The sequence below is a fragment of the Saccharothrix mutabilis subsp. mutabilis genome (assembly GCF_039521145.1).
Lineage (GTDB): Bacteria > Actinomycetota > Actinomycetes > Mycobacteriales > Pseudonocardiaceae > Actinosynnema > Actinosynnema mutabilis.
Map to the genome: position 1 here is coordinate 40,780 of NZ_BAAABU010000007.1, position 18,955 is coordinate 59,734.

The following is an 18,955-nucleotide window of genomic DNA, read 5'->3' on the forward strand; positions in this document are numbered from 1 at the left end:
TTGGTCGACGGCCCCATCACCGAACGGTCAGCCCTTGGTGCAGCGCTGGCCGTTGACCGTGAAGTCGGTCGGTTCCGCGTGCGGCGGGGTCGAGGAGGCGTTCAGGCCCACCTGGACCGAGCCGCCCGCCGGGACGCTGCCGTTCCAGCCCACGTTGGTGCCGGTCACGACCTGGCCCGACTGCGACCAGTTCGCCGACCAGCCCTGCGTGATCTTCTGGCTGCCCGGCCACATGAACTTCAGCGTCCACGACGACCACGGGCTGCCGCTGGTGTTCTGGATGGTGATGTTCGCCGACAGGCCCGTGCCCCACGTCGACTGCCGGTACGTCACCTTGCAGTACGTCCCGCCGTCCGCCTTCGTGGTGAACGTGCCGATCGGCGACATGGCCGACCGCAGGCCCGCGCCGTTGCGCGCCACCACGGCGAAGCGGTACGCCGTGTCGGGGCGCAGGCCGGTCACCGCGTACGTCGTGCCGGTGACCGTGGCGACCACGCGCAGCGCGTCACCCTCGACCGCCACCACGTCGTAGTCCTTCACGCCGCTCTCCGCGTCCGACGAGGCCGTCCACGTCAGGGTCGCGCCGGTCGTGGTGATGGCGGACGCCACCGGGGCGCCCGGCACGGTCGGGGGAGTGGTGTCGGCCGGGGCCGAGGAGGACTTCTCCGCCGCCCAGTTGGCCACCCACGCGAACGCCGAGTTCCAGTTGACCGTGACCTCGTTGAGCGAGTACGCCTCGATGTGGTCCACGAAGCACTTCTGCGGCTTGCACCCGGGCAGCAGGCGCGCCGCGATCGGGTCCTGCAGGCCGCTGTTCGGGCCACCGGACAGCACGCCCGGCGGAGCGGTCGGCAACGTGGCGTCGAGCTGGTTCGCCCAGTGCCGGTGGTGGACGTTCTTCACCGGCTGGCTGCCGTAGCCGGTCACGTACGAGTAGCTGACCGGGTTGCGGCCCAACAGGTAGTGCAGGATCTCGAACACGCCCTCGCGGTACTTGGCCGCGCCGGTGAAGTCGTGCGCCAGCGCCAGCACCGACGCGTTGTTCGCGATCAGGCCGTTGGAACCCCACTCGTAGCTGCCGTCGGTCGTGCGGTACGCCGCCGGGTAGGCCATCGACGCGAACTGCGACAGCAGGCCGTCGGCGGTGGTGGTGAACGCCTGCCGGATGGCCGCGACGTCCGCCGCGGGCAGGCCGTTGGGCACGATCGCCAGCGTGATGTCACCCAGCGGACCCGTGGAGCCCCAGTCGAAACCGCGCTGGTTGAGCGACTGTCCCTTGTAGAGGGCCGAGCCGGTCACGTCGGCGCGGTAGGACGCCTCGCCGGTGGTCGCGAACATCTCCGCCGCGGCCCAGTAGAACTCGTCGGAGAGCGTGTTGTCGCTGTACGAACCGCCGCCGGTGCCGTCGTTCGGGTCGGCGATCTTGTTCGGGTTCGCCTTCGCCGCCGCGTACGCCTTGACCGCCGCCGCCTGCGCCTTGGCCGAGAACGCCGGGTCGATCGTCTTCCAGATCCGCGCCGCCTGCGCCGCCACGGCGGCCAGGTTCAGCGTCGCCGCCGTGCTGGTCGCCGACAGCCGCCGCGCCTGCGGGTCCTGGTGCGGCAGCAGCGGCAGGCCGGTCCACGCGGCGTCGTGGATCTTGTGGTGCGCCATGCCGTCGGGCGCCTGCATCTTCAGCAGGAACTCGACCTCCCAGCGGGCCTCGTCCAGGATGTCCGGGACGCCGTTGGCCTTCTCCGGGATGTTCAGCTTGCCGTCGCCCAGCGCGGACGCGTCGCCCAGGCGCAGCGCGCGCTCGTAGGTGTTGAGCACCTGCCACGCCGAGATGCCGCCGTTGACCACGTACTTGCCGTGGTCGCCCGCGTCGTACCAGCCGCCGCGCACGTCGAGCGTGTACCCGCAGGCGAGGTCGGACTTGCACGGCACGTTGTCGTCGCCCTGGTTCGGGGCGACGTTCAGGTGCCCGGCCGGGCGCGCGTAGGTCTCGCCGACGTGCTGCGCCTGGATCTCGATGCCGCTGCGCTGGTGGTAGAAGAACGCCAGGGCGTCGTAGCGCAGCTGCTTGAAGCGGTCGGCGGAGATGTCGAACGGGAAGCTGGTCTCCGTGCCGACCGACAGGGTGTAGCCGGTGCCGGTGGTGTCGTAGGAGGAGAAGTCGATGACGTGCGTCGAGTCGCCCGACGCCGCGTCGACGCCCTTGGGCGTGGTCTGACCGGTGGCCACGGTGGCGCCCGCCGCGTTCTTCAGCGTCCACGTCTGCGGGGTGGTCGCCGTCGAGGTCAGGGTGGCGCGCTTGGGCAGGCCGGGCAGGTAGGCGACCTGGTCGGCGTTGATCTTCTTCGGGGCCGGGCCGGCGTCGCCGCCCGGCGGCTTAACACCGCCGACCAGGGAGATGTTGTCGACGCAGATGGTGTTGTCGGCCGCGTTGCCGCCGAGCTGGAAGGAGATCTGCCCGTTGCCGGCGTCGGGGAAGTCCAGTTCCGGCGTGAAGGTGAAGCTGTAGGTCTGCTTGGTGGTGGTCAGCGTGACGCCGTGGCGCGCGATGCCCCGGTAGGGCGCGACCGCCTCGCCCGCGTTGGCGGCGATGGCCTGCGGCGCGGTGGCGTAGGCGTCGAAGGACATCCGGTAGGACTGGCCGGCCTCGAACGGCACGCCGTTCTGGCCGATCAGGGCGTCCCAGGGGTTCGCGGTGCCGCCGGTGACCGTCGCGCACAGCTCACCGCCGACCACGCGGTTGGTCACCCCGGCGCTGGACCACCACGGGTCCGCCGTGCCGCCGGAGAACGTGCCGTTGACGATCCGCTCGTAGTCGGCCGCGTGCGCGGTGCCGGAGGCCAATGCGCCGGTCAGGGCGGCGACGGCGAGGGAAGCGGTGGCCTGGCGGCGCCACCGGGGAGGGGGAAGCGATCTCATGGACAGGGTTCCTCCGTCTGCTCTGACGGTTGACGACGCTTCTGGGAGCGCTCCCTGGGAGCGCTCCCAGAGACTGTAGGGTGACTCGGCGCACATCCACAAGGGCGAAAGTTGACCTCCACTTAGCTGGAGGTCCCAGGCTGGTCCCACGAGTCGGAACGGCCCTTGGGGGACGCGGTGCGCGCGGTGTGGATGAACGGGTTCGGGGGACCGGAGGTGCTGGTCGCGGGGGAGGCGCCGGACCCGGTGGCGGGTCCGGGGCAGGCGTTGGTCGAGGTCGCGTACGCGAACACGACCTTCGTCGAGACGCAGTACCGGCGCACCGGGCAGGGGCCGTTCCGGCTCGAACCGCCCGCGATCCCCGGCAACGGGGTGGGCGGCGTGGTGACCCGGGTCGGCGAGGGCGTGGACCCCGGCCTGGTCGGGCAGCGGGTGATCACCTCGACCGGCGGCCGGGGCGGTTACGCCGAGCGGGTCGCCGTGGACGCGGCGGGCCTGGTGGTCGTGCCCGACGGCGTGCCGCTGGACACCGCGGTCGCGCTGCTGGCCGACGGCCGCACCGCCCTGCTCAACCTGCGCGCCGTCGGCGACGTCGCCGGGCTGCGGGTCCTGGTGCTCGCGGCGGCCGGCGGGGTCGGCACGCTGCTGGTCCAGCTCGCCAAGGCGGCGGGCGCGACCGTCGTGGGCGCGGCGGGCGGCGCGGAGAAGGGCGAGGTCGTGCGCGGCCTGGGCGCGGACGAGGTGGTCGACTACACCGAGCCGGACTGGGGCGCCGACCCGGTGGACGTCGTGTTCGACGGCGTCGGCGGCCCGACCGCGCGGGCGGCGTTCGAGCTGCTGCGGCCCGGCGGCCGGATGCTCAGCTTCGGCCTGGCCAGCGGCGAGTGGGCGGGCATCGACCCGGACCTCGCCGCCGGGCGCGGCGTCACGCTCGTCGAAGGCCGCCGGCCGACGCCGCAGGAGCTGGCCGACCTGGTCGCCACCGTGCTGCGGCACGCCGCCGACGGCACGGTCCGGCCGGTGATCGGCCAGCGGTTCCCGCTGGACCGCGCCGCCGACGCGCACGCCGCCATCGAGTCCCGCGCCACCGTCGGCAAGACCCTGCTGGAGGTGCGGTGATGGACGTCGGCACGACCCTGCCCGGCGTCGGCCACGACCTGATCGCGTTCGCCCAGCACGCCGAGGGCCTCGGGCTGGAGTCGCTGTGGCACGGCGACCACCTGATCCCGGTTACCCCGTTCCTGGACAGCACGCTCGTGCACGCCACGGTCGCCGCCGTCACCACGAAGATCAAGCTCGGCTTCGGCGTCATGGTGCTGCCGCTGCGCCAACCCGCCTGGACCGCCAAGCAGGTCGCCACCCTGCAACACCTGTCCGCAGACCGCGTCCTGCTCGGCGTGGGCAGCGGCGGCGAGGCGCACGGCGAGGCGGCCTGGCACGCGGTGGACGTGCCGTTCGCCGAACGCGGCAAGCGCACCGACGCCATCCTGGAGGTTCTGCCCGCTCTCGTGCGCGGCGAGCGGGTCACGTTGCACGGCAGGGAGGTAGCCCTCTCGCCCGGGGCGACCATGCCGCCGGTCCTGGTCGGCGGCGGCGGAGGACCCGCGCTCCGCAGGGCCGCCCGCTTCGGTGACCACTGGTACCCGGCGTTCACCACTCCCCACGCCATCCGGAAGGCGTTGGTGGAACTGGGAGAACTGGCCGCCGGGCACAACCGTCCCCGCCCCGGCGTCACGGTGGGCGTCAGCGTGGCCCTGGGCGACGTCCCGGCCGCCGTGATCGACCAACGCGTCAAGGGCATGACCGACTACGGGGTGTCCGAGGAGCACGCGCGCGAGGTCGTCGTCACCGGCACGCCCGAGCAAGCGGCGCAACGGTTCGCGGCCTTCGCCGAGGCGGGCGTGGACCGGCTGGTCGCGATGCCGTTCACCGAGGACCGCTTCCGCCAGACAGAGCTGATCGCCGAGGCTGCGGTCCTGGTGTGACCGAGGAAGTCGATGGACCGGTGGGAGGTCGACTTCAGCCGGCTGTCGATGGGCGGCATGATCGCGCAGCTGTTGACGCTGGACCACACCGCGTGGGCACGCTGACGTGACCTGCCGCCGGTGGCCCCGTCCCCGCTGGAGCACTTCGCCGCCGGTGGCACCCCGCCGCCCGAGCACACGGAGCGTGGACCCGTGACTGCGCAGGGCTGATTCACCCGGACGGCCCGATCAGGGCGCGTTCCCACCGGACGACCCTAGATGGGGTGAACCGAACCGCCATCGCCCTGGTCGTCCTCGGCGCGCTGATCACCTTCCCCGCACTGGCCCTGGTCCTCGCGCCCGGCGCGCCCGCCGTGGACGTGCGGGAGGTGGCGGTCAGCGCCGTCGAGAGCGCGCGCCGCTCCGCCGACCCGGTCGGGATCGCCGACGAGGTCGCGGCCGTGCTGCCGGCCGGCGCGCGGGCGGTCGTGGTGCGCCCGGCGCGGGGCAACGAGCCGCCGTCCCGGACCGCGACGCCCCGGGTGGCCGTGCTGGTGGGCGCCGTCGACCAGGCGGCCGTGGGGTTGCTCGTCGCGGGCGGCGGGATGGTCGGCGCGCACGCCACGCCCGACGGGTGGTGGGCGTCGGTGGCCGTGCCCGCGACCGTGCCGCCGCCGACCCTGCCCGCGTTGGCCCTGCTGGTCGGTGCGGTGCTGCTGGGCGCGGCGGCGACCGGGGTCAACCGGGGCCGCGCCGCGCCGCCGTCCGCGTCCCGCCAGAAGGACGTGCTGGTGCGCGGCCTGACCGACCTCATGCCCAAGCTGCCCGAGGGCGTGGCGTGGCAGGCGGAGAACCTGCTCGCGGCGGCCGGCGTGCGGGTCGTGGTGCCCGACGGCCGGCCGGTGGACCCGAACCGGCACCACGTCATCGCCACCGAGCCGACCGACGACGAGGACGTGGTGGACACCGTGGCGCGCACCGTGCGGCCCGGGTACGCCGACGGCGAGCGGATCGTCGTGTGCCCGTCGGTGGTCGCCTACGTGCGAGAACCGGGGTAGTTCACCCTTGACTGGTGTAGACCAATCCTGTTGAGTGGCCCGAGTCACGTCCGAGGGCGCTCGAACGGGAGAAGAGATCACGTGTCGAGATTCCGCGTTGTGGCGGCCATCGCCACCATCGTGGTCGGGGCGGCACTGACTGTCGCAGCCGCCACGACCTCCGCATCCGCCGCCGCGTGCGCGACGCCGTGGAGCGCGTCCGCCGTCTACACCGGCGGCATGACGGCATCGCACAACGGGCACAACTGGTCCGCGAAGTGGTGGACCCAGAACGAGACGCCGGGCAGTGCCCAGGTCTGGGCCGACCAGGGCGTCTGCGGCGCCGGCAGCACCACCACCACGCCCCCGCCGACCTCCTGCTCCTACCCCGCATGGGTGCAGGGCAAGTTCTACGCCGCCGGCAGCATCGTGAAGTACACCGACGGCAAGCACTACATCGCCGAGCACGACAACCCGGGCTACGACCCGACGGTCAGCACCTGGTACTGGGACCCGTACAACTGCGGCACCAGCCCCACGACGACCACGACCTCCACCCCGCCCAACACCGGTGGTTTCGTGGTCTCGGAGGCGCAGTTCAACCAGATGTACCCGAACCGGAACCCCTTCTACACCTACAGCGGTCTCAAGGCCGCGCTGAGCGCGTACCCCGGTTTCGCGAACACCGGCAGCGACACGGTGAAGAAGCAGGAGGCGGCGGCCTTCCTGGCCAACGTCAACCACGAGACCGGCGGCCTGGTGCACATCGTGGAGCAGAACCAGGCCAACTACCCGCACTACTGCGACGCGAGCCAGCCCTACGGCTGCCCCGCGGGGCAGGCGGCGTACTACGGCCGGGGTCCGATCCAGCTGTCGTGGAACTTCAACTACAAGGCCGCCGGTGACGCCCTGGGCCTGCCGTTGCTGACCAACCCGTGGCTGGTGCAGAACGACGCCTCGGTGGCCTGGCGCACGGGCCTCTGGTACTGGAACACCCAGAACGGCCCCGGCACGATGACCCCGCACAACGCGATGGTCAACGGGCACGGGTTCGGCCAGACGATCCGCAGCATCAACGGCGCCCTGGAATGCGACGGCCGCAACCCGGCGCAGGTCCAGAGCCGGGTGGACGCCTACCAGCGCTTCACCGCCATCCTCGGCGTCTCGCCGGGGTCGAACCTGTACTGCTGACACCGGAACGCGGGACCCGCGCACGACACGGCGGGTCCCGCTCTCGTCAGCTCACGACGCGGCGGATGGTGCTGATCGGCCCGATCGAGTCGATGTCCGCGATGCGCACCGGAACGCCCTCGGTGGACGCGTGCACGGCCCGCACCCCGTCCACCGCCATCGCCACGTGCGACTGCCCGGCGTAGTAGATGATCAGGTCGCCCGGCTGCACCTGGTTCCGCGGCACCGCGCGCCCGACGGTGGCCTGCGTGTAGGTGGTGCGCGGGATCGCCACGCCGGCCGCGCGGTAGGCCGCCTGGGTCAGGCTGGAGCAGTCCCACGAGTCCGGGCCGTTGGAGCCGAACACGTACGGCTTGCCGCGTTGCGCCAGGGCGAACTCCAGCGCCGCCCCGGCCGCGCCCGCGGGCACCGCGACCGCCGACGTGTCGCCGGGGGAGGCGAGCGTCGCCTTCTGGGGCGCGGACAGCGACCGGTACTGCGCCCGCGCGGTGGCGACCTGGGCGTCCATGGCCTGCTCGCGCGCGGCGAGGTCGTCCACCAGGCGCGTGGCTTCGCCGGCCGCCGCCGCGGCCCGTCGTTCGGCGTCGGCCGCCGTGGCCTCCGCTTGCGCAGCCGCGTCTACGGCTGTAGACATAAGGCGCAACGCCTCGCCGCTGTCGGCGGCCAGGACGTCCAGTGCGCTCAACCGGTTCAGGAAGTCCTGCTGCGAGGTCGAGACCAGGAACGCGGACAGGGTGCCGAACCTCGCGCCCTCGTAGGAGGCTTCGGTGAGCAAGTCCACCCGGCCGCGAAAGCGCTCCTGCTCGGTCCGCGCGTCGACGCCGGTCCGCGTCGCCGCCGCCAGGTCCGCGCGGGCCTTGTCCAGCTCGGCCCGGCGCGCGCCCAGGTCGTCCTGGGCCTTGAGGTGGTCCTGGTGGAGGCGTTCCGCCTCGCGGGAGAGTTCTTCGTACCGCGCCAGCGCGTCCGTCGGTTGGGCCTGCGCCGGTGGGGCGACTGTGAACGTCGCGACGACCGCTGCCGCCAGCGCTGTCGCACGTTGGACCGGGTGTGGGGGCACACCAGGGGTTACGGGCGGCTGGACCAGTCGGTTCAGATCCTTGACCCGGATGACGTTCCCGATTATGGTCTAGACCACCATCGCCGAGTGTGGCTCTCCCGTCGCGGAGCGCGACCACACCCGGCGGGATCCGGCCGCCGCGGATTTGGACCCTGCCCAGGAGACTCCTCGTGGGTCTCCTCCGAAGGAGCTGGACACATGAGCCTGAAACGCAAGCTCGCGGCGGTACTCGCCGGCGTCGGCGTGGCCCCGTTCATCGTCGTGGTGTCGGCGGGAACGGCGAGCGCGCACGGCTACATCTCGTCGCCGCCCAGCCGGCAGGCGAACTGCGCGCAGGGCCGCGTCTCGAACTGCGGCCCGGTCGTCTACGAACCGCAGAGCGTAGAGGGCCCGAAGGGCCAGCAGAACTGCCACGCCGGCGACAGCCGCTGGGCTCCGCTGAGCGACGAGAGCAAGGCGTGGCCCGCCGCCTCGGTCGGCAACAACGTGACGTTCACCTGGACCATCACCGCCCGGCACGCCACCACCACGTGGCAGTACTTCATCGGCGGCAGCAAGGTCCACGAGGTGAACGACGGTGGCCGCCAGCCCGGTTCCACCGTGACCCACAACGTCAACCTCGGTGGCCGCACGGGCCGCATCAAGCTGCTCGCGGTGTGGAACATCGCCGACACCCCGATGGCGTTCTACAACTGCGTCGACCTCCAGGTCGGCGGTGGCGGCACCCCGACGACCACCACCACCCCGACCACGACCACCACCCAGCCCACCACGACGACCACGACCCCGCCCGCGGGCGGCACGTGGGCGGCGGGCACCTCCTACGCGGTGGGCGCGCAGGTCACGTACGGCGGCGCGTCGTACAAGTGCATCCAGGCGCACACCTCCCTGGCCGGCTGGGAGCCGCCGAACACGCCGTCCCTGTGGCAGCGGCTCTAGGCGACCTGTGCTAGAAAGCCCGTCCGCGCTGCCCTGTCACAGCGCGGACGGGCCCCACCCAGGGAGGACGACCTTGCGACGCCTGATGGCGGTACTCGGGGGCCTGCTGCTCCCGGTGCTCCTGCTGACCGGCTGCGGCTCCGGCGAGTCGGGCCTGGTGCCCGCGCCGACCGGCCCCGTGTCGACGGTCGCGGAGACCAACGAGTTCAACCCCGTGGACGTGATGTTCCTGCAGATGGCGGTCTCCCACCACAAGGCCGGCATAGAGATCGTGAAGCTGGCCAGGGACAAGTCGGTCCGAACCGACGTCAAGACCCTCGCCGCCGCCATCGAGGTCACGCAACTGTCCGAAGTGGACTCGATGCTGAAGTGGCTGCGGGACTGGAACCAGCCGGAGTCCCCGGGCTCGGACGCGCAACTGCACGCCAACCACGGCGGCGACCACTCCACCAGCCCGGAGGCCATCGCGGCACTGGTCGCCACCGGCCCGGGCGAGTTCGAGAAGGCCTTCCTGAACCTGCTGATCGCCCACCAGCACAACGCGGTGGAGATCGCGAAGTTCGAACGCGAAGGCGGCGTCAACCCCCAGTCAAAGGCACTGGCCGACCGCATCTTCCACTCCCGCACCGGCCAGATCTCCCAAATGCTCGGCTACCTGGACTAACCCGCGCGAAGCGGCAGGCACTTCAATGGGCTATCAGCCACAGGAAGGGCCTCGGTTCGTTCCCCGTACGGCCTGGGCGCAGCCCAACCGCGCTTTGGTCTTCTGTGCAACCACGCTTCACCGGTTGCACAGAAGACCAAAGGGTGGTTGCCTCCGGCAGGCCGTACGGGGAACGAACCGACGCCCTTCCACCCCCGGGGGCCTGCCGCGCGGCGAGCGCCGCTTTTGGCTCTTCGCTCTTCGCTCTTCGCTCTTGATCTCCACTCGACGCTCTTGATCTTTCCCTCGAAGCGTCAGACCGAAAGCGACAGAGAACTCACGAACCGCCGCGAAGCCCCGGTGACGGGATCGGTGAAAGCCAGAACCTTGGCGAGGAGCTGCAACGGGTCGGTGAAGTCGTCCAAGGGCTTCTCGCGCAACACCGGGTAGAAGTCGTCGTTCCGGATCGGCACACCCAACGACGCCATGTGCAACCGGAGCTGATGCGTCCGCCCGGTAAACGGCAACAACCGATACCGCCCCCACCCGCCACAAACGTCAACCCGCTCGCCCAGCTCCACCCGCTCGCCCCGCTCCACCCCCTCCACCCGCTGGACCAGCTCGACCCGTGTCTCCGCGTTCACCGGCCCAGGAACCTCCTGCGCCGTGATCACGCCCTTCTCCTTCACGATCCGGCTGCGCACCACCACCGGCGTCTCCAACTCCGCCCGGTACGGCGCGATCGCCTCGTACTCCTTGTGCACCAGGCGATCCTTGAACATCGTCTGGTACTTGCCGCGCAGCGCGGGATCGACCACGAACAGCACCAACCCGGCCGTCACCCGGTCCAACCGGTGCGCCGGCGTCAGGTGCGGCAGGCCCAACTCGGTCCGCAACCGCACCAACGCCGTCTGCACGACGTGCTTCCCGCGCGGGATCGTCGCCAGGAAGTGGGGCTTGTCCACCACCAGGATCGCGTCGTCCCGGTACACCACCCGGAGGTCGAACGGGACCGGCACCTCCTCGGGCAGGTCGCGGTGGAACCACACCGACGTGCCGGGGGCGAACGCCGCGTCCGGGGCGACCGGGCCGTTCAGGTCGTAGATGCGGCCCTCGGCCAGCATGACGTCGATCCGCTCCGGCGCCACCCTCGGCAGCCGCTCGACCAGGTGGTCGCGCAGCGTCGCCCACGACCCCTCGACGGGCAGCCGCAGGCGGGCGGGGTCCAGGCCGTGGCGCTGGGGCAGCGGCGGCCGAAGCTTGCGTCTCATGACCCGTCCAGCCTAACCAACGCCGACCAGCCGCCCCGGCCTGGCCAACCCCGGCCGGCCTGATCGGACAGGCGCCGGTCATCCGCGCCCGGCCTAGTCAGCCGGGTGGAACGTCACCGAGTACCCCAGCGCCTGCAGCATCCCCGTGAGCATCTTGCGGGTGTTCTCCTCGGCCCGGCCGGTCAGTCCGGACTCACGGGCCGCGTCGGCGATCTTCTGCTCCGCCGCCACGTAGAACGGCTGCTGGTCCCGCGTCTCCACCAGCGCCGCGAGCCGGTCCACCAAACCCCGCTCCTGCGCGAACACGTAGCTCCGCTCCTGGTGCAGGTTCGGCTTGTCCAGCACCGGCGCGGGCAGGGTCAGCTCCACGGTCTTGTGCTCCGGCGACACCTTCATCGCGTCCTCGGCCAGCGACCCGAACTCGACGTAGGCGTTCACCGTGCCCGCCGCGACGAACAGCGTCCGCTGCCCGGCCAGCACCGCCGGCACGTACCGCACGTCGTGCTCGATGTCGAGCACCACCTGGTACTCGCCCGCCGCCGCGTGGAACTGGCTCAGGTCCCGCAACGCCTGCAACACCGCGGGGCCGCTCCGGTCGACGGTGTCCGTGCCGAACCTCGGCACCACGACGAACACCCCCACCAGCGCCACGACCGCCACCACCACCGCACCGACCACCGCGCCGCGCCACTTCATGCCCCCCGAGTACCCCACCCCTCAACCCCGGAACCGCCCACCCCACCCCCGCCCCTCAACCTCGGAACCGCCCACCCGACCCCGACCAGCCTGGTACTACGTCAACCGTGCTCCTGCTGCTGGACGTGGACGGCCCGCTCAACCCGTGGGCCGCCCGCACCCCACCGCCCGGCTACGTCCGCCACGAGTGGCGGCTGTCCCGGTGGCGGCGCGCCACCCGCCACGCCCACCTCAACCCCGCCCACGGCCCCGCCCTCCTGTCCCTCGCCGAGCGCACGGGCGCGGAACTCGTCTGGGCCACCTCCTGGGAGGACCTGGCCAACGACACCGTCGGCCCGGCCCTCGGCCTCCCGCCCCTGCGCGTGATCGGCCTGCGCGCCTACGAAGGCACCCCGGAGTGGAAGTACGGCGCGGTCGGGCGGTTCGCCGCCGGTCGCCCGATCGCCTGGCTGGACGACGACTTCGCCCTGTTCGCCTCGGCCCGCGACGCCTTCCTCCGCCGTCGCCGCGAGACCACCGCCCTGATCCCCGTCGACCCGGCCACCGGCATCACCGACGAGCACCTCGCCGCCGCCGAACGCGCGTTGGTATCACCGGCGTAAGTGCGCCCACTTCGGAATTTGCGCGTCGGTGACAAGAAAAGCGCAGCTCCTTGACCCCCGGTTCGCGCGCGCGGAAAGGTTCGACACGTTGTCGATTTTCCGCTCGACGAGGAGCACCCATGCGATTCCTCGCGCGCCGCCGGACGACGGCGGCGATGACCACCCCGCTGGCCACGAGCCTGGTCACCGGCCTGGTCACCGGTCTGGTCACCGGTCTGGTCACCGGTCTGGTGGCCGCCGGTCCCGCCCACGCCCAAGGAACCGGTCCCGCCCCCGCCCCGGGATCGTTCTACGACGTCCCGACCGAACTGCCGGGCCGCAACGGCGACGTCATCCGCAGCGAACCCGCCGACTTCTTCCTCGACCCCCTCAAACTGCTCCGCGCACCCGCCACCGCGCGCCGCGTCCTCTACCGCAGCACGGACACCCACGGCACCGCCATCGCGGTCTCCGGCACCGTCCTCACCCCGCACACCCCGTGGGCCGGCCCCGGCCCGCGGCCGATCGTCGCCTACGCGCCGGGCACCCAGGGCGTCGGCGACGAGTGCGCGCCGTCCCGCCAGATGGCGATGGGCAGCGAGTACGAGGGCCCGTTCCTGTCCGGGCTGCTGCTGCGCGGGTTCGGCGTGGTCGTCACCGACTACGAGGGCCTGGGCACGCCCGGCGTGCACACCTACGTCAACCGGGCCGCCGAGGCGCACGCCGTCCTCGACTCGATCCGCGCCGCCCAGCGGCTGCCCGAGGCGGACCTGCCCGACGCCGGCCCGGTGGCGATCTCGGGCTACTCGCAGGGCGGCGGGGCCAGCGCGGCGGCCGTCGAGCTGTACCGGACCTACGCGCCGGAACTGGACCTCAAGGGCGCGTACGCGGGCGCGCCGCCCGCCGACCTGGGCGTGGTGGCCAAGAACCTCGACGGCCACTACGCCGCCGGGTTCCTCGGGTACGCCCTGCTCAGCCTCAACGCCGCCTACCCCGAGCTGGACATCCCGGCGCTGCTCAACGACCAGGGCAAGCAGCTCATGACCCAGGTCGAGCACCAGTGCACGATCGAGGCGGTGGCCGCGCACGCGTTCCGCCAGTCCAAGGACCTCACCAGGGACGGCCGCAAGCTGGAGGCCTACCTGACCGAGGAGCCCTACGCCTCCCGCGTCGAGCAGCAGCGGATCGGGGTGCGCAAGCCCGGCGCGCCGGTGCTGGTGGTGCACAGCGTGCTGGACGACATCGTCCCGTACGGGCAGGCCGCGGAGATGGTCCGGAAGTGGTGCGCGCAGGGCGCGAACGTCAAGTTCAGCCCGAGCCTGGCGCCGACGCACGTGGGTGGCGCGATCGCGGCCTACCCGGAGGCGTTCGCGTGGCTGGAGGCCCGGTTCGCGGACGTCCCGGCCCACGGGAACTGCTGACCGGCACTGCGGAAGAGTCACCGCAGCGAAGCCAATTCAGCGAAGCCACTTCGGAAAACCACTTCAAACAAGCCACTTCAGAGAAGTCACCGCAGGTAAGCCACTGCGGAAGCGACACCGCGGAGGGGCGTCGCGAGGGGCGCGGCGGGGCGGAGGCGCCGCGCCCGGAGCGGGAACGCCCGTCAGGCGGGGCGTTTCGCCGGGGTGGAACTGGCTCGGGCGAGCAGGCGGCGGGCCCGGAGCGCGATCTCCAGGGTCAGCCGCTCGTCCGGGTCGGTGAGCCGGTCGCCGAGCAGTTCTTCGAGCTGGTGCATCCGGTAGCGGACGGTCTGCGGGTGCACGTCGAGCCGGCCCGCGATCTCGCCGATGCCGCCGCGCGTCTCCAGCCATGCCAGCAGCGTCGTCTCCAGGCGTTCCCGCTGCTTCACGGTCAGCCCGTCGAACGCGACCAGCGCCCGGGAGGTGAGCTGGCCGACCAGGAACTCGTCGGACAGCAGCGCCAGCGTGGCCAGGTGGTCGTCGCACCAGGTCAGCGGCGCGGCCGGGAGCAGGCCCCGGCGCACGAACGCCAGCGCGCGGCGGGCGCACGCGAGCGACTGCCGGGCCTCGGCCAGCGGGACGGTCGGCCCGACGGCCGCGCGCCGCCCGCGCAGGTCCAGGTGCGGCCGGCCTTTCGGGTTGGCCACCACCAGGCACGGCGTGGAGCTCTCCAGGTCCACCAGGACGTCGCGGCCCAGCTGGACCGACGGGAGCTGGTGCTGGTCCTCCCGGTACTCCAGGGCCACCACGGCGACCCGGTCGGGCAGCGTCCAGTCCGTGGTGGCGGCGAGGTCCGCGATGGACCGCGCCGACGCGGGCTGTTCGGCCAGCACCAGCTTGAGCAACTGCCGACGGCGGCGCTCCAGCGCTCCGTTGGCGTTGCTCTGCGCCTCGGTGTAGCCCTCGATGGCCGCGCGGCACAGCTCGTCCACCCACGCGAAGATCGCGTCGGCGACGACGAACAGGGTGTCGTTGGAGACCCCGATCTCCTTGCCGTGCTGGCTCAGGTGCCGCCACACCACGCGGGCGCCGACCCGCACGGCGGTCTGCAACGAGTCCATCGTCCGGCCTTCGAGGTATTCCATCCGCCCGCTGTAGCGCAGCACGGCCTGCCAGTCGGCCTGCGGCGCGTCGGGGTCGCAGATGTTCTCGAAGCACTTGACGATGGCCATTTCGACCGCGCCGACGAGGACTTCCCGGAACTTGCCCTCCAGCGGTTGCGCGTACGCGGGCACCGCGCGCCGGATCTCGCGGACCGCGTCGCGGACCAGCACCCCGGCCAGGGGCCGCATCTTCTCCGCGAGTTCCACCGGGATCGTCCCCCAAAGCTGTCTCGCGGCGCTGTAGTCCGCGGTGGTCCGGGGAGCTGTCGTGGGTCGTGGGATCGTTCGCTGCCGCACCAACCCGCCGTTCAGTGAGATCGTCATTGGCCGCCTCCGCAGCGAAGCACCGCCCTGGGGCTTCGCCCGGTTGACGATAAATTCACACTCAAGGTGTGTCAAACAGTCTTTCTGTAACCCTGACGGTTCACTCATTCGGGTGACGAGAGGTTCTTGTCCGGATCTCACAACTTCGGTTTTCGGAACCCGTGCGCGGGTGACAAGTCATTACCCCGTGCTGGACCGGGTGCGCGTCGGTAATGCAGTGTGCATTGTCCGATGTCCATTTTGGGAGGTACCGGTTTGCGAAAAATCTTCTCATTATCTCTGGTCGCCGCCGTGCTGGCCACGGTCGTGGCCGCCCAGGCCCCGGCCACCGCGGGGCCCGCCGAGGACGCCTTCTTCACCCCGCCCGACCCGCTGCCGGCGGGCGCGCCGGGCGACGTCGTGCGGGTCCGCGCCTCGGAAGCGGGCGCCATCACCTCAACGGTGCGCGCCTGGCAGGTGATGTACCACTCGACCGGCGCACTGGGTCAACGTAACGTGGTCACCGGGATGATTCTCATCCCCCGATCGGTGGACCCTGCGACTGCTCCGATCGTCTCCTTCGCCTCCGGCACGTACGGGCCCGCGTTCCGCTGCGCGCCCTCGGAGATGGAACGCATCGGCGCTTCCTACGAGCAGCCCGCCATCAACGACATGCTGCGCGCGGGCTACGCCGTCGTCATGACCGACTACGAGGGCTACCACCCCGACCCGAAGACCACCTACATCACGGGCCGGTCCGAGGGGCACGCGGTCATCGACATCGTCCGGGCCGCCCAGCGGATGCCCGAGACCGGCCTGTCCCGGGACGCGGAAGTGGTGTTCCGGGGCTATTCGCAGGGCGGCGGGGCCTCGCTGTGGGCCGCGCAGCTCCAGCCCGGGTACGCGCCCGAGCTGAACCTGGTCGGCGCGGTGGGCGGCGGCGTGCCGGCCGACCTGGTGCAGGTGTCGTTGCAGCTCGACGGCAAGCTCGGCTTCGGGTTCCTGGCCTACTCGCTGATCGGCCTGGACAACGCCTACCCCGAGCTGGACCTGGAGAACTACCTCAACGAGACCGGCAGGACCGAGTTCGCCCGGATGCAGCGCGAGGCGTGCACCCTCGAACTGCTGCTGGACTACCGCGGCAAGCGGCTGTCCGAGTACACGACCTCCAGCCCCGTGCTCACGCCCCCGTGGCTGGCCCGGGTGCAGGAGAACAAGCTGGGCGGCACGGCGGTCCGCGTCCCGGTGCACCAGTACCACGGGACCCGTGACGACGTGGTGGACTTCGCGCAGCACAAGGCACTGCGCGACACCTACTGCAAGGCGGGCGTGACGGTGGACTGGAAGACCTACGACACCGACCACATCACGGGCGTCTACCTGGGCAACGCGGGCGCGGCGGCGTTCATCGCCGACCGGTTCGCGGGCCGCCCGGCCACCTCCAACTGCTGACGCGCCTTGGACGAAAAGGAGACCGCCGCGGTCGGACGCGGCGGTCTCCAGTGCTGTTCAGGCGGATCTTTACGCGGTCTTGGCGGTCAGGTTCATGTCGATCGTGTTGCCGGTGCCGGCGGTGAACGCGCTGATGAAGTCGTTGAACGCGCCGCAGCCCTTCAGCGCCGAGATCGCGTACTCACCGGTCAGCTTGCCGCCCTTGAGCGGGTCGAAGCCGGGGGCGGAGGCCAGGTTGATGTCCGACGGGGTGACCGTCTGGCAGGTGGCCTCCGTGCTGATCGGGATGCCGTAGACGGTGATCCGCGGCAGCTTGATGGTGACCTTCGAGTTCGACTTGATGGCGCCGGACACGAGCGTGCCGGTGGTCTTGCCCTCGCTCGCGAACTCGATCTTCGACTCCACCGGCACCATCCCGAACAGGGAGAACTTGCCCGAGGTCGGGTTGAGCGCCAGGTCGGCGGTGAACTTGCCGGAGGCCAGCTCCAGGTCGGCGTTCAGGCCGCCGGAAAGCGCCACCGTGCCGCCCAGGTTCTTGATCAGCGACGAGCCGGCCAGCGAGTACGAGTACTTGATCCCGCCGGGCGGCTGGGTCGTCGTGGTCGTGGTCGGCTTGGTGGTGGTCGTCGTCGTGGTCGTGCTGGTCGTGGTCGTGGTGGTGGTGGTCGGGCCGCCACCGCCGCCGACGTCGAAGCGCACCAGCTCGGGGTTCTGGCCCGGGTCCAGGACGCAGTTCGAGGTGAACGTGCCCAGGCCGGTCTCGGTGCCGTCGGCCTTGCGCGGGGTCAGGGTGGTGGAGTAGTTCCCCACGGTCACCGTGGTCGTGCCCGCCTTCGGGATCACCGCGGTGGGCACCGGGCCGCTCGCGACCACGTCGAACGAGCCCTCGGCCGGGACGTTCGTCTTCGGCACGGTCAGGCCGGGGATCTTGATGTCGAGCTTGCTGCCGGCGTTGTCCAGCGTCACGCCCGCCTCGGCGGAGCCCTCCACCGTCGCCGCGCCGACCAGGGACAGGCCCTGGGTGGCGGTCGGCGGCACGGTCACCGTGGCGGAGAAGTCCGTGGTCTTCAGCTCGCCGCCGACGGTGGTCGGGGTGTCGATCGTGGCGCGGATCCGGGTCGAGAGGACCTGGTTGCCGATCAGGGGGAACGGACACGTGAACGTCAGCGTCTTGTCCACCTGGACCGGCGCGGCCGAGCCCGTGCCGACGGTCGTCAGCAGGCCGGCCACGACGAGCCCGGTGGTCACGCCCGCGCCCAGCATTGTCTTCAACTTCACGGGTGTTCCTTCCTCGAAATCTGCCGGAAATATGCCGACCCGGCGGAAGTTAACGAGCGGCGCAGATCACGTGCAAGGGGTCTCCACAAATACCGCGAAATCCGCTAAACAAGCGGATCGGGATTGTGCCGGTGGTCGGCGCGGTACTCACATCGTGACAAGAATCGCGACCGCAACACTCGTCTTCGGGCGAATTTTCCAGCCGACCTTGACCCCTTCGCGCGGGCGGCCATAACTTCGGCCCGGTCCGGGCGGGAAACACCTGTGAGGCGGCATGGAATTCCGGGGCAAAGCCGTGGTCGTCACGGGTGCGGGGCGCGGGATCGGCGCGGCGATGGCGCTGCGGTTCGCGGCGGAGGGGCCGCGCGGGCTGGTCGTGGCCGACCTCGACGGGGCAGCCGCCGCGCGGGTCGCCGCGCGGGTGCGGGCGCTGGGCGTGGACGCCGTGGACGTGTGCGCGGACGTGGGCGACAAGGAGCAGTCGCGGGGGCTGGTCGCGGTGGCGGAGCGGGAGTTCGGGCCGCTGGACGTGGTGTGCTCCAACGCCGGTGTCGCGACCGGGGCCGGCGTGCACGCGGGCGACCAGGACTGGGCGCGGTCGTGGGCGGTGAACGTGATGGCGCACGTGTACCTGGCCCAGGCCGTGCTGCCCGGGATGGCGCGGCGGCACGGCGGGCACCTGCTGATCACGGCGTCCGCCGTGGGGTTGCTGGGGCTGCCCGGCGACGCGCCGTACTCGGTGACCAAGCACGCGGCGGTCGGGCTGGCCGAGTGGCTCGCGTTCACCTACGGGCACCTGGGCGTGCGGGTGTCGGCGCTGTGCCCGCTCGGGGTGCGCACCGACCTGCTGATGCCCGGGGTCGCGGCCGGTCACCCGGCGGCGCGGGCGGTGCTGGACTACGCGCCGCTGCTGACCGCGGAGGAGGTGGCGGAGGCGGCGGTCGAGGGGCTGGCCGACGACCGCTTCCTGATCCTGCCGCACCCGGAGGTGGGCGAGCTGCACGCCCGCAAGGCCGCCGACCCGGACGCCTGGGTGTGGCGGCGCGCGAAGCGGGAGGCGTGATGCC

16 protein-coding genes are annotated in these 18,955 nt (G+C 71.6%); 10 read left to right on the forward strand and 6 right to left on the reverse strand.

Annotation, left to right across the window (positions count from 1 at the left end; translation table 11 throughout):
• Nucleotides 1-27: 27 nt before the first annotated feature.
• Entirely contained in the window at nt 28-2,913 is a 2,886-nt protein-coding gene (locus ABD126_RS17940; protein WP_343935008.1) for a glycoside hydrolase family 9 protein, read from the reverse strand.
• A 177-nt stretch (nt 2,914-3,090) separates the two neighbouring features.
• On the opposite strand from ABD126_RS17940, the gene ABD126_RS17945 reads away from it, so the two are divergent.
• The 4 genes from ABD126_RS17945 (at nt 3,091) to ABD126_RS17960 (ending at nt 7,105) form a co-directional block, all read left to right on the forward strand.
• Nucleotides 3,091-4,032 carry a zinc-binding dehydrogenase gene (locus ABD126_RS17945; protein WP_343935236.1) on the forward strand — a complete coding sequence of 314 codons (942 nt, stop codon included), beginning with the start codon at nt 3,091-3,093 and terminating at the stop codon, nt 4,030-4,032.
• On the forward strand, nt 4,032-4,898 hold the full coding sequence (locus ABD126_RS17950) for an LLM class flavin-dependent oxidoreductase (RefSeq protein ID WP_343935009.1): 867 nt from the start codon (nt 4,032-4,034) through the stop codon (nt 4,896-4,898). The genes ABD126_RS17945 and ABD126_RS17950 overlap by 1 nt, the downstream gene beginning before the upstream one ends.
• Before the next feature lie 263 nt (nt 4,899-5,161).
• Nucleotides 5,162-5,935: a nucleotide exchange factor GrpE gene (locus ABD126_RS17955; protein ID WP_343935010.1), complete on the forward strand. Its 774-nt coding sequence runs from the start codon at nt 5,162-5,164 to the stop codon at nt 5,933-5,935.
• Between the two features lie 81 nt (nt 5,936-6,016).
• Nucleotides 6,017-7,105 carry a glycoside hydrolase family 19 protein gene (locus tag ABD126_RS17960; RefSeq protein ID WP_425542841.1) on the forward strand — a complete coding sequence of 363 codons (1,089 nt, stop codon included), beginning with the start codon at nt 6,017-6,019 and terminating at the stop codon, nt 7,103-7,105.
• Nucleotides 7,106-7,151: 46 nt separating this feature from the next.
• On the opposite strand, the gene ABD126_RS17965 is transcribed toward ABD126_RS17960, so the two are convergent.
• Nucleotides 7,152-8,162, reverse strand: coding sequence for a C40 family peptidase (locus ABD126_RS17965; RefSeq protein ID WP_343935011.1), 1,011 nt, complete (start codon nt 8,160-8,162; stop codon nt 7,152-7,154).
• Nucleotides 8,163-8,360: 198 nt separating this feature from the next.
• Here ABD126_RS17965 and ABD126_RS17970 point away from each other — a divergent pair, with 198 nt between their 5' ends.
• Nucleotides 8,361-9,101: a lytic polysaccharide monooxygenase gene (locus ABD126_RS17970; protein ID WP_343935012.1), complete on the forward strand. Its 741-nt coding sequence runs from the start codon at nt 8,361-8,363 to the stop codon at nt 9,099-9,101.
• Between the two features lie 85 nt (nt 9,102-9,186).
• Entirely contained in the window at nt 9,187-9,765 is a 579-nt protein-coding gene (locus ABD126_RS17975; RefSeq protein WP_343935013.1) for a DUF305 domain-containing protein, read from the forward strand.
• Between the two features lie 293 nt (nt 9,766-10,058).
• Here ABD126_RS17975 and ABD126_RS17980 read toward each other — a convergent pair whose 3' ends face one another.
• Both ABD126_RS17980 and ABD126_RS17985 read right to left on the reverse strand, forming a co-directional pair.
• Nucleotides 10,059-11,015, reverse strand: coding sequence for a pseudouridine synthase (locus tag ABD126_RS17980; RefSeq protein ID WP_343935014.1), 957 nt, complete (start codon nt 11,013-11,015; stop codon nt 10,059-10,061).
• Between the two features lie 93 nt (nt 11,016-11,108).
• The gene (locus ABD126_RS17985; RefSeq protein ID WP_343935015.1) at nt 11,109-11,729 is read right to left on the reverse strand and encodes a DUF4230 domain-containing protein; all 621 of its coding nucleotides are present in this window, start codon (nt 11,727-11,729) and stop codon (nt 11,109-11,111) included.
• Between the two features lie 89 nt (nt 11,730-11,818).
• Between ABD126_RS17985 and ABD126_RS17990 the strand changes: the two genes are divergently transcribed.
• Nucleotides 11,819-12,313 (forward strand): HAD domain-containing protein, encoded by a 495-nt coding sequence (locus ABD126_RS17990; protein ID WP_343935016.1) that lies wholly within the window; start codon nt 11,819-11,821, stop codon nt 12,311-12,313.
• Between the two features lie 119 nt (nt 12,314-12,432).
• A complete protein-coding gene (locus ABD126_RS17995; protein ID WP_343935017.1) occupies nt 12,433-13,713 on the forward strand; it encodes a lipase family protein in 1,281 nt (426 codons plus the stop codon).
• A 182-nt stretch (nt 13,714-13,895) separates the two neighbouring features.
• Here ABD126_RS17995 and ABD126_RS18000 read toward each other — a convergent pair whose 3' ends face one another.
• Complete coding sequence (locus ABD126_RS18000; RefSeq protein ID WP_343935018.1) at nt 13,896-15,179, reverse strand: PucR family transcriptional regulator; 1,284 nt, start codon at nt 15,177-15,179, stop codon at nt 13,896-13,898.
• A 231-nt stretch (nt 15,180-15,410) separates the two neighbouring features.
• Between ABD126_RS18000 and ABD126_RS18005 the strand changes: the two genes are divergently transcribed.
• Nucleotides 15,411-16,610, forward strand: a complete 1,200-nt coding sequence (locus ABD126_RS18005; RefSeq protein ID WP_425542842.1) for a lipase family protein — start codon at nt 15,411-15,413, stop codon at nt 16,608-16,610.
• 69 nt (nt 16,611-16,679) lie between these two features.
• Here the strand turns inward: ABD126_RS18005 and ABD126_RS18010 are convergent, their stop codons facing one another.
• Nucleotides 16,680-17,888: a DUF6801 domain-containing protein gene (locus ABD126_RS18010; protein WP_343935020.1), complete on the reverse strand. Its 1,209-nt coding sequence runs from the start codon at nt 17,886-17,888 to the stop codon at nt 16,680-16,682.
• Nucleotides 17,889-18,162: 274 nt separating this feature from the next.
• Between ABD126_RS18010 and ABD126_RS18015 the strand changes: the two genes are divergently transcribed.
• A complete protein-coding gene (locus ABD126_RS18015; RefSeq protein WP_343935021.1) occupies nt 18,163-18,951 on the forward strand; it encodes an SDR family oxidoreductase in 789 nt (262 codons plus the stop codon).
• Nucleotides 18,952-18,955 lie beyond the last annotated feature (4 nt).

Excerpts from the sequence above, each read along its gene's own strand:
- ABD126_RS17940 (WP_343935008.1), bottom strand. The coding sequence starts at position 2,913 with ATGAGATCGCTTCCCCCTCCCCGGTGGCGCCGCCAGGCCACCGCTTCC.
- ABD126_RS17950 (WP_343935009.1), top strand. The coding sequence starts at position 4,032 with ATGGACGTCGGCACGACCCTGCCCGGCGTCGGCCACGACCTGATCGCG.
- ABD126_RS17970 (WP_343935012.1), top strand. The coding sequence starts at position 8,361 with ATGAGCCTGAAACGCAAGCTCGCGGCGGTACTCGCCGGCGTCGGCGTG.
- ABD126_RS17975 (WP_343935013.1), top strand. The coding sequence starts at position 9,187 with ATGGCGGTACTCGGGGGCCTGCTGCTCCCGGTGCTCCTGCTGACCGGC.
- ABD126_RS17980 (WP_343935014.1), bottom strand. The coding sequence starts at position 11,015 with ATGAGACGCAAGCTTCGGCCGCCGCTGCCCCAGCGCCACGGCCTGGAC.
- ABD126_RS17995 (WP_343935017.1), top strand. The coding sequence starts at position 12,433 with ATGCGATTCCTCGCGCGCCGCCGGACGACGGCGGCGATGACCACCCCG.
- ABD126_RS18000 (WP_343935018.1), bottom strand. The coding sequence starts at position 15,179 with ATGACGATCTCACTGAACGGCGGGTTGGTGCGGCAGCGAACGATCCCA.
- ABD126_RS18005 (WP_425542842.1), top strand. The coding sequence starts at position 15,411 with ATGTCCATTTTGGGAGGTACCGGTTTGCGAAAAATCTTCTCATTATCT.
- ABD126_RS18015 (WP_343935021.1), top strand. The coding sequence starts at position 18,163 with ATGGAATTCCGGGGCAAAGCCGTGGTCGTCACGGGTGCGGGGCGCGGG.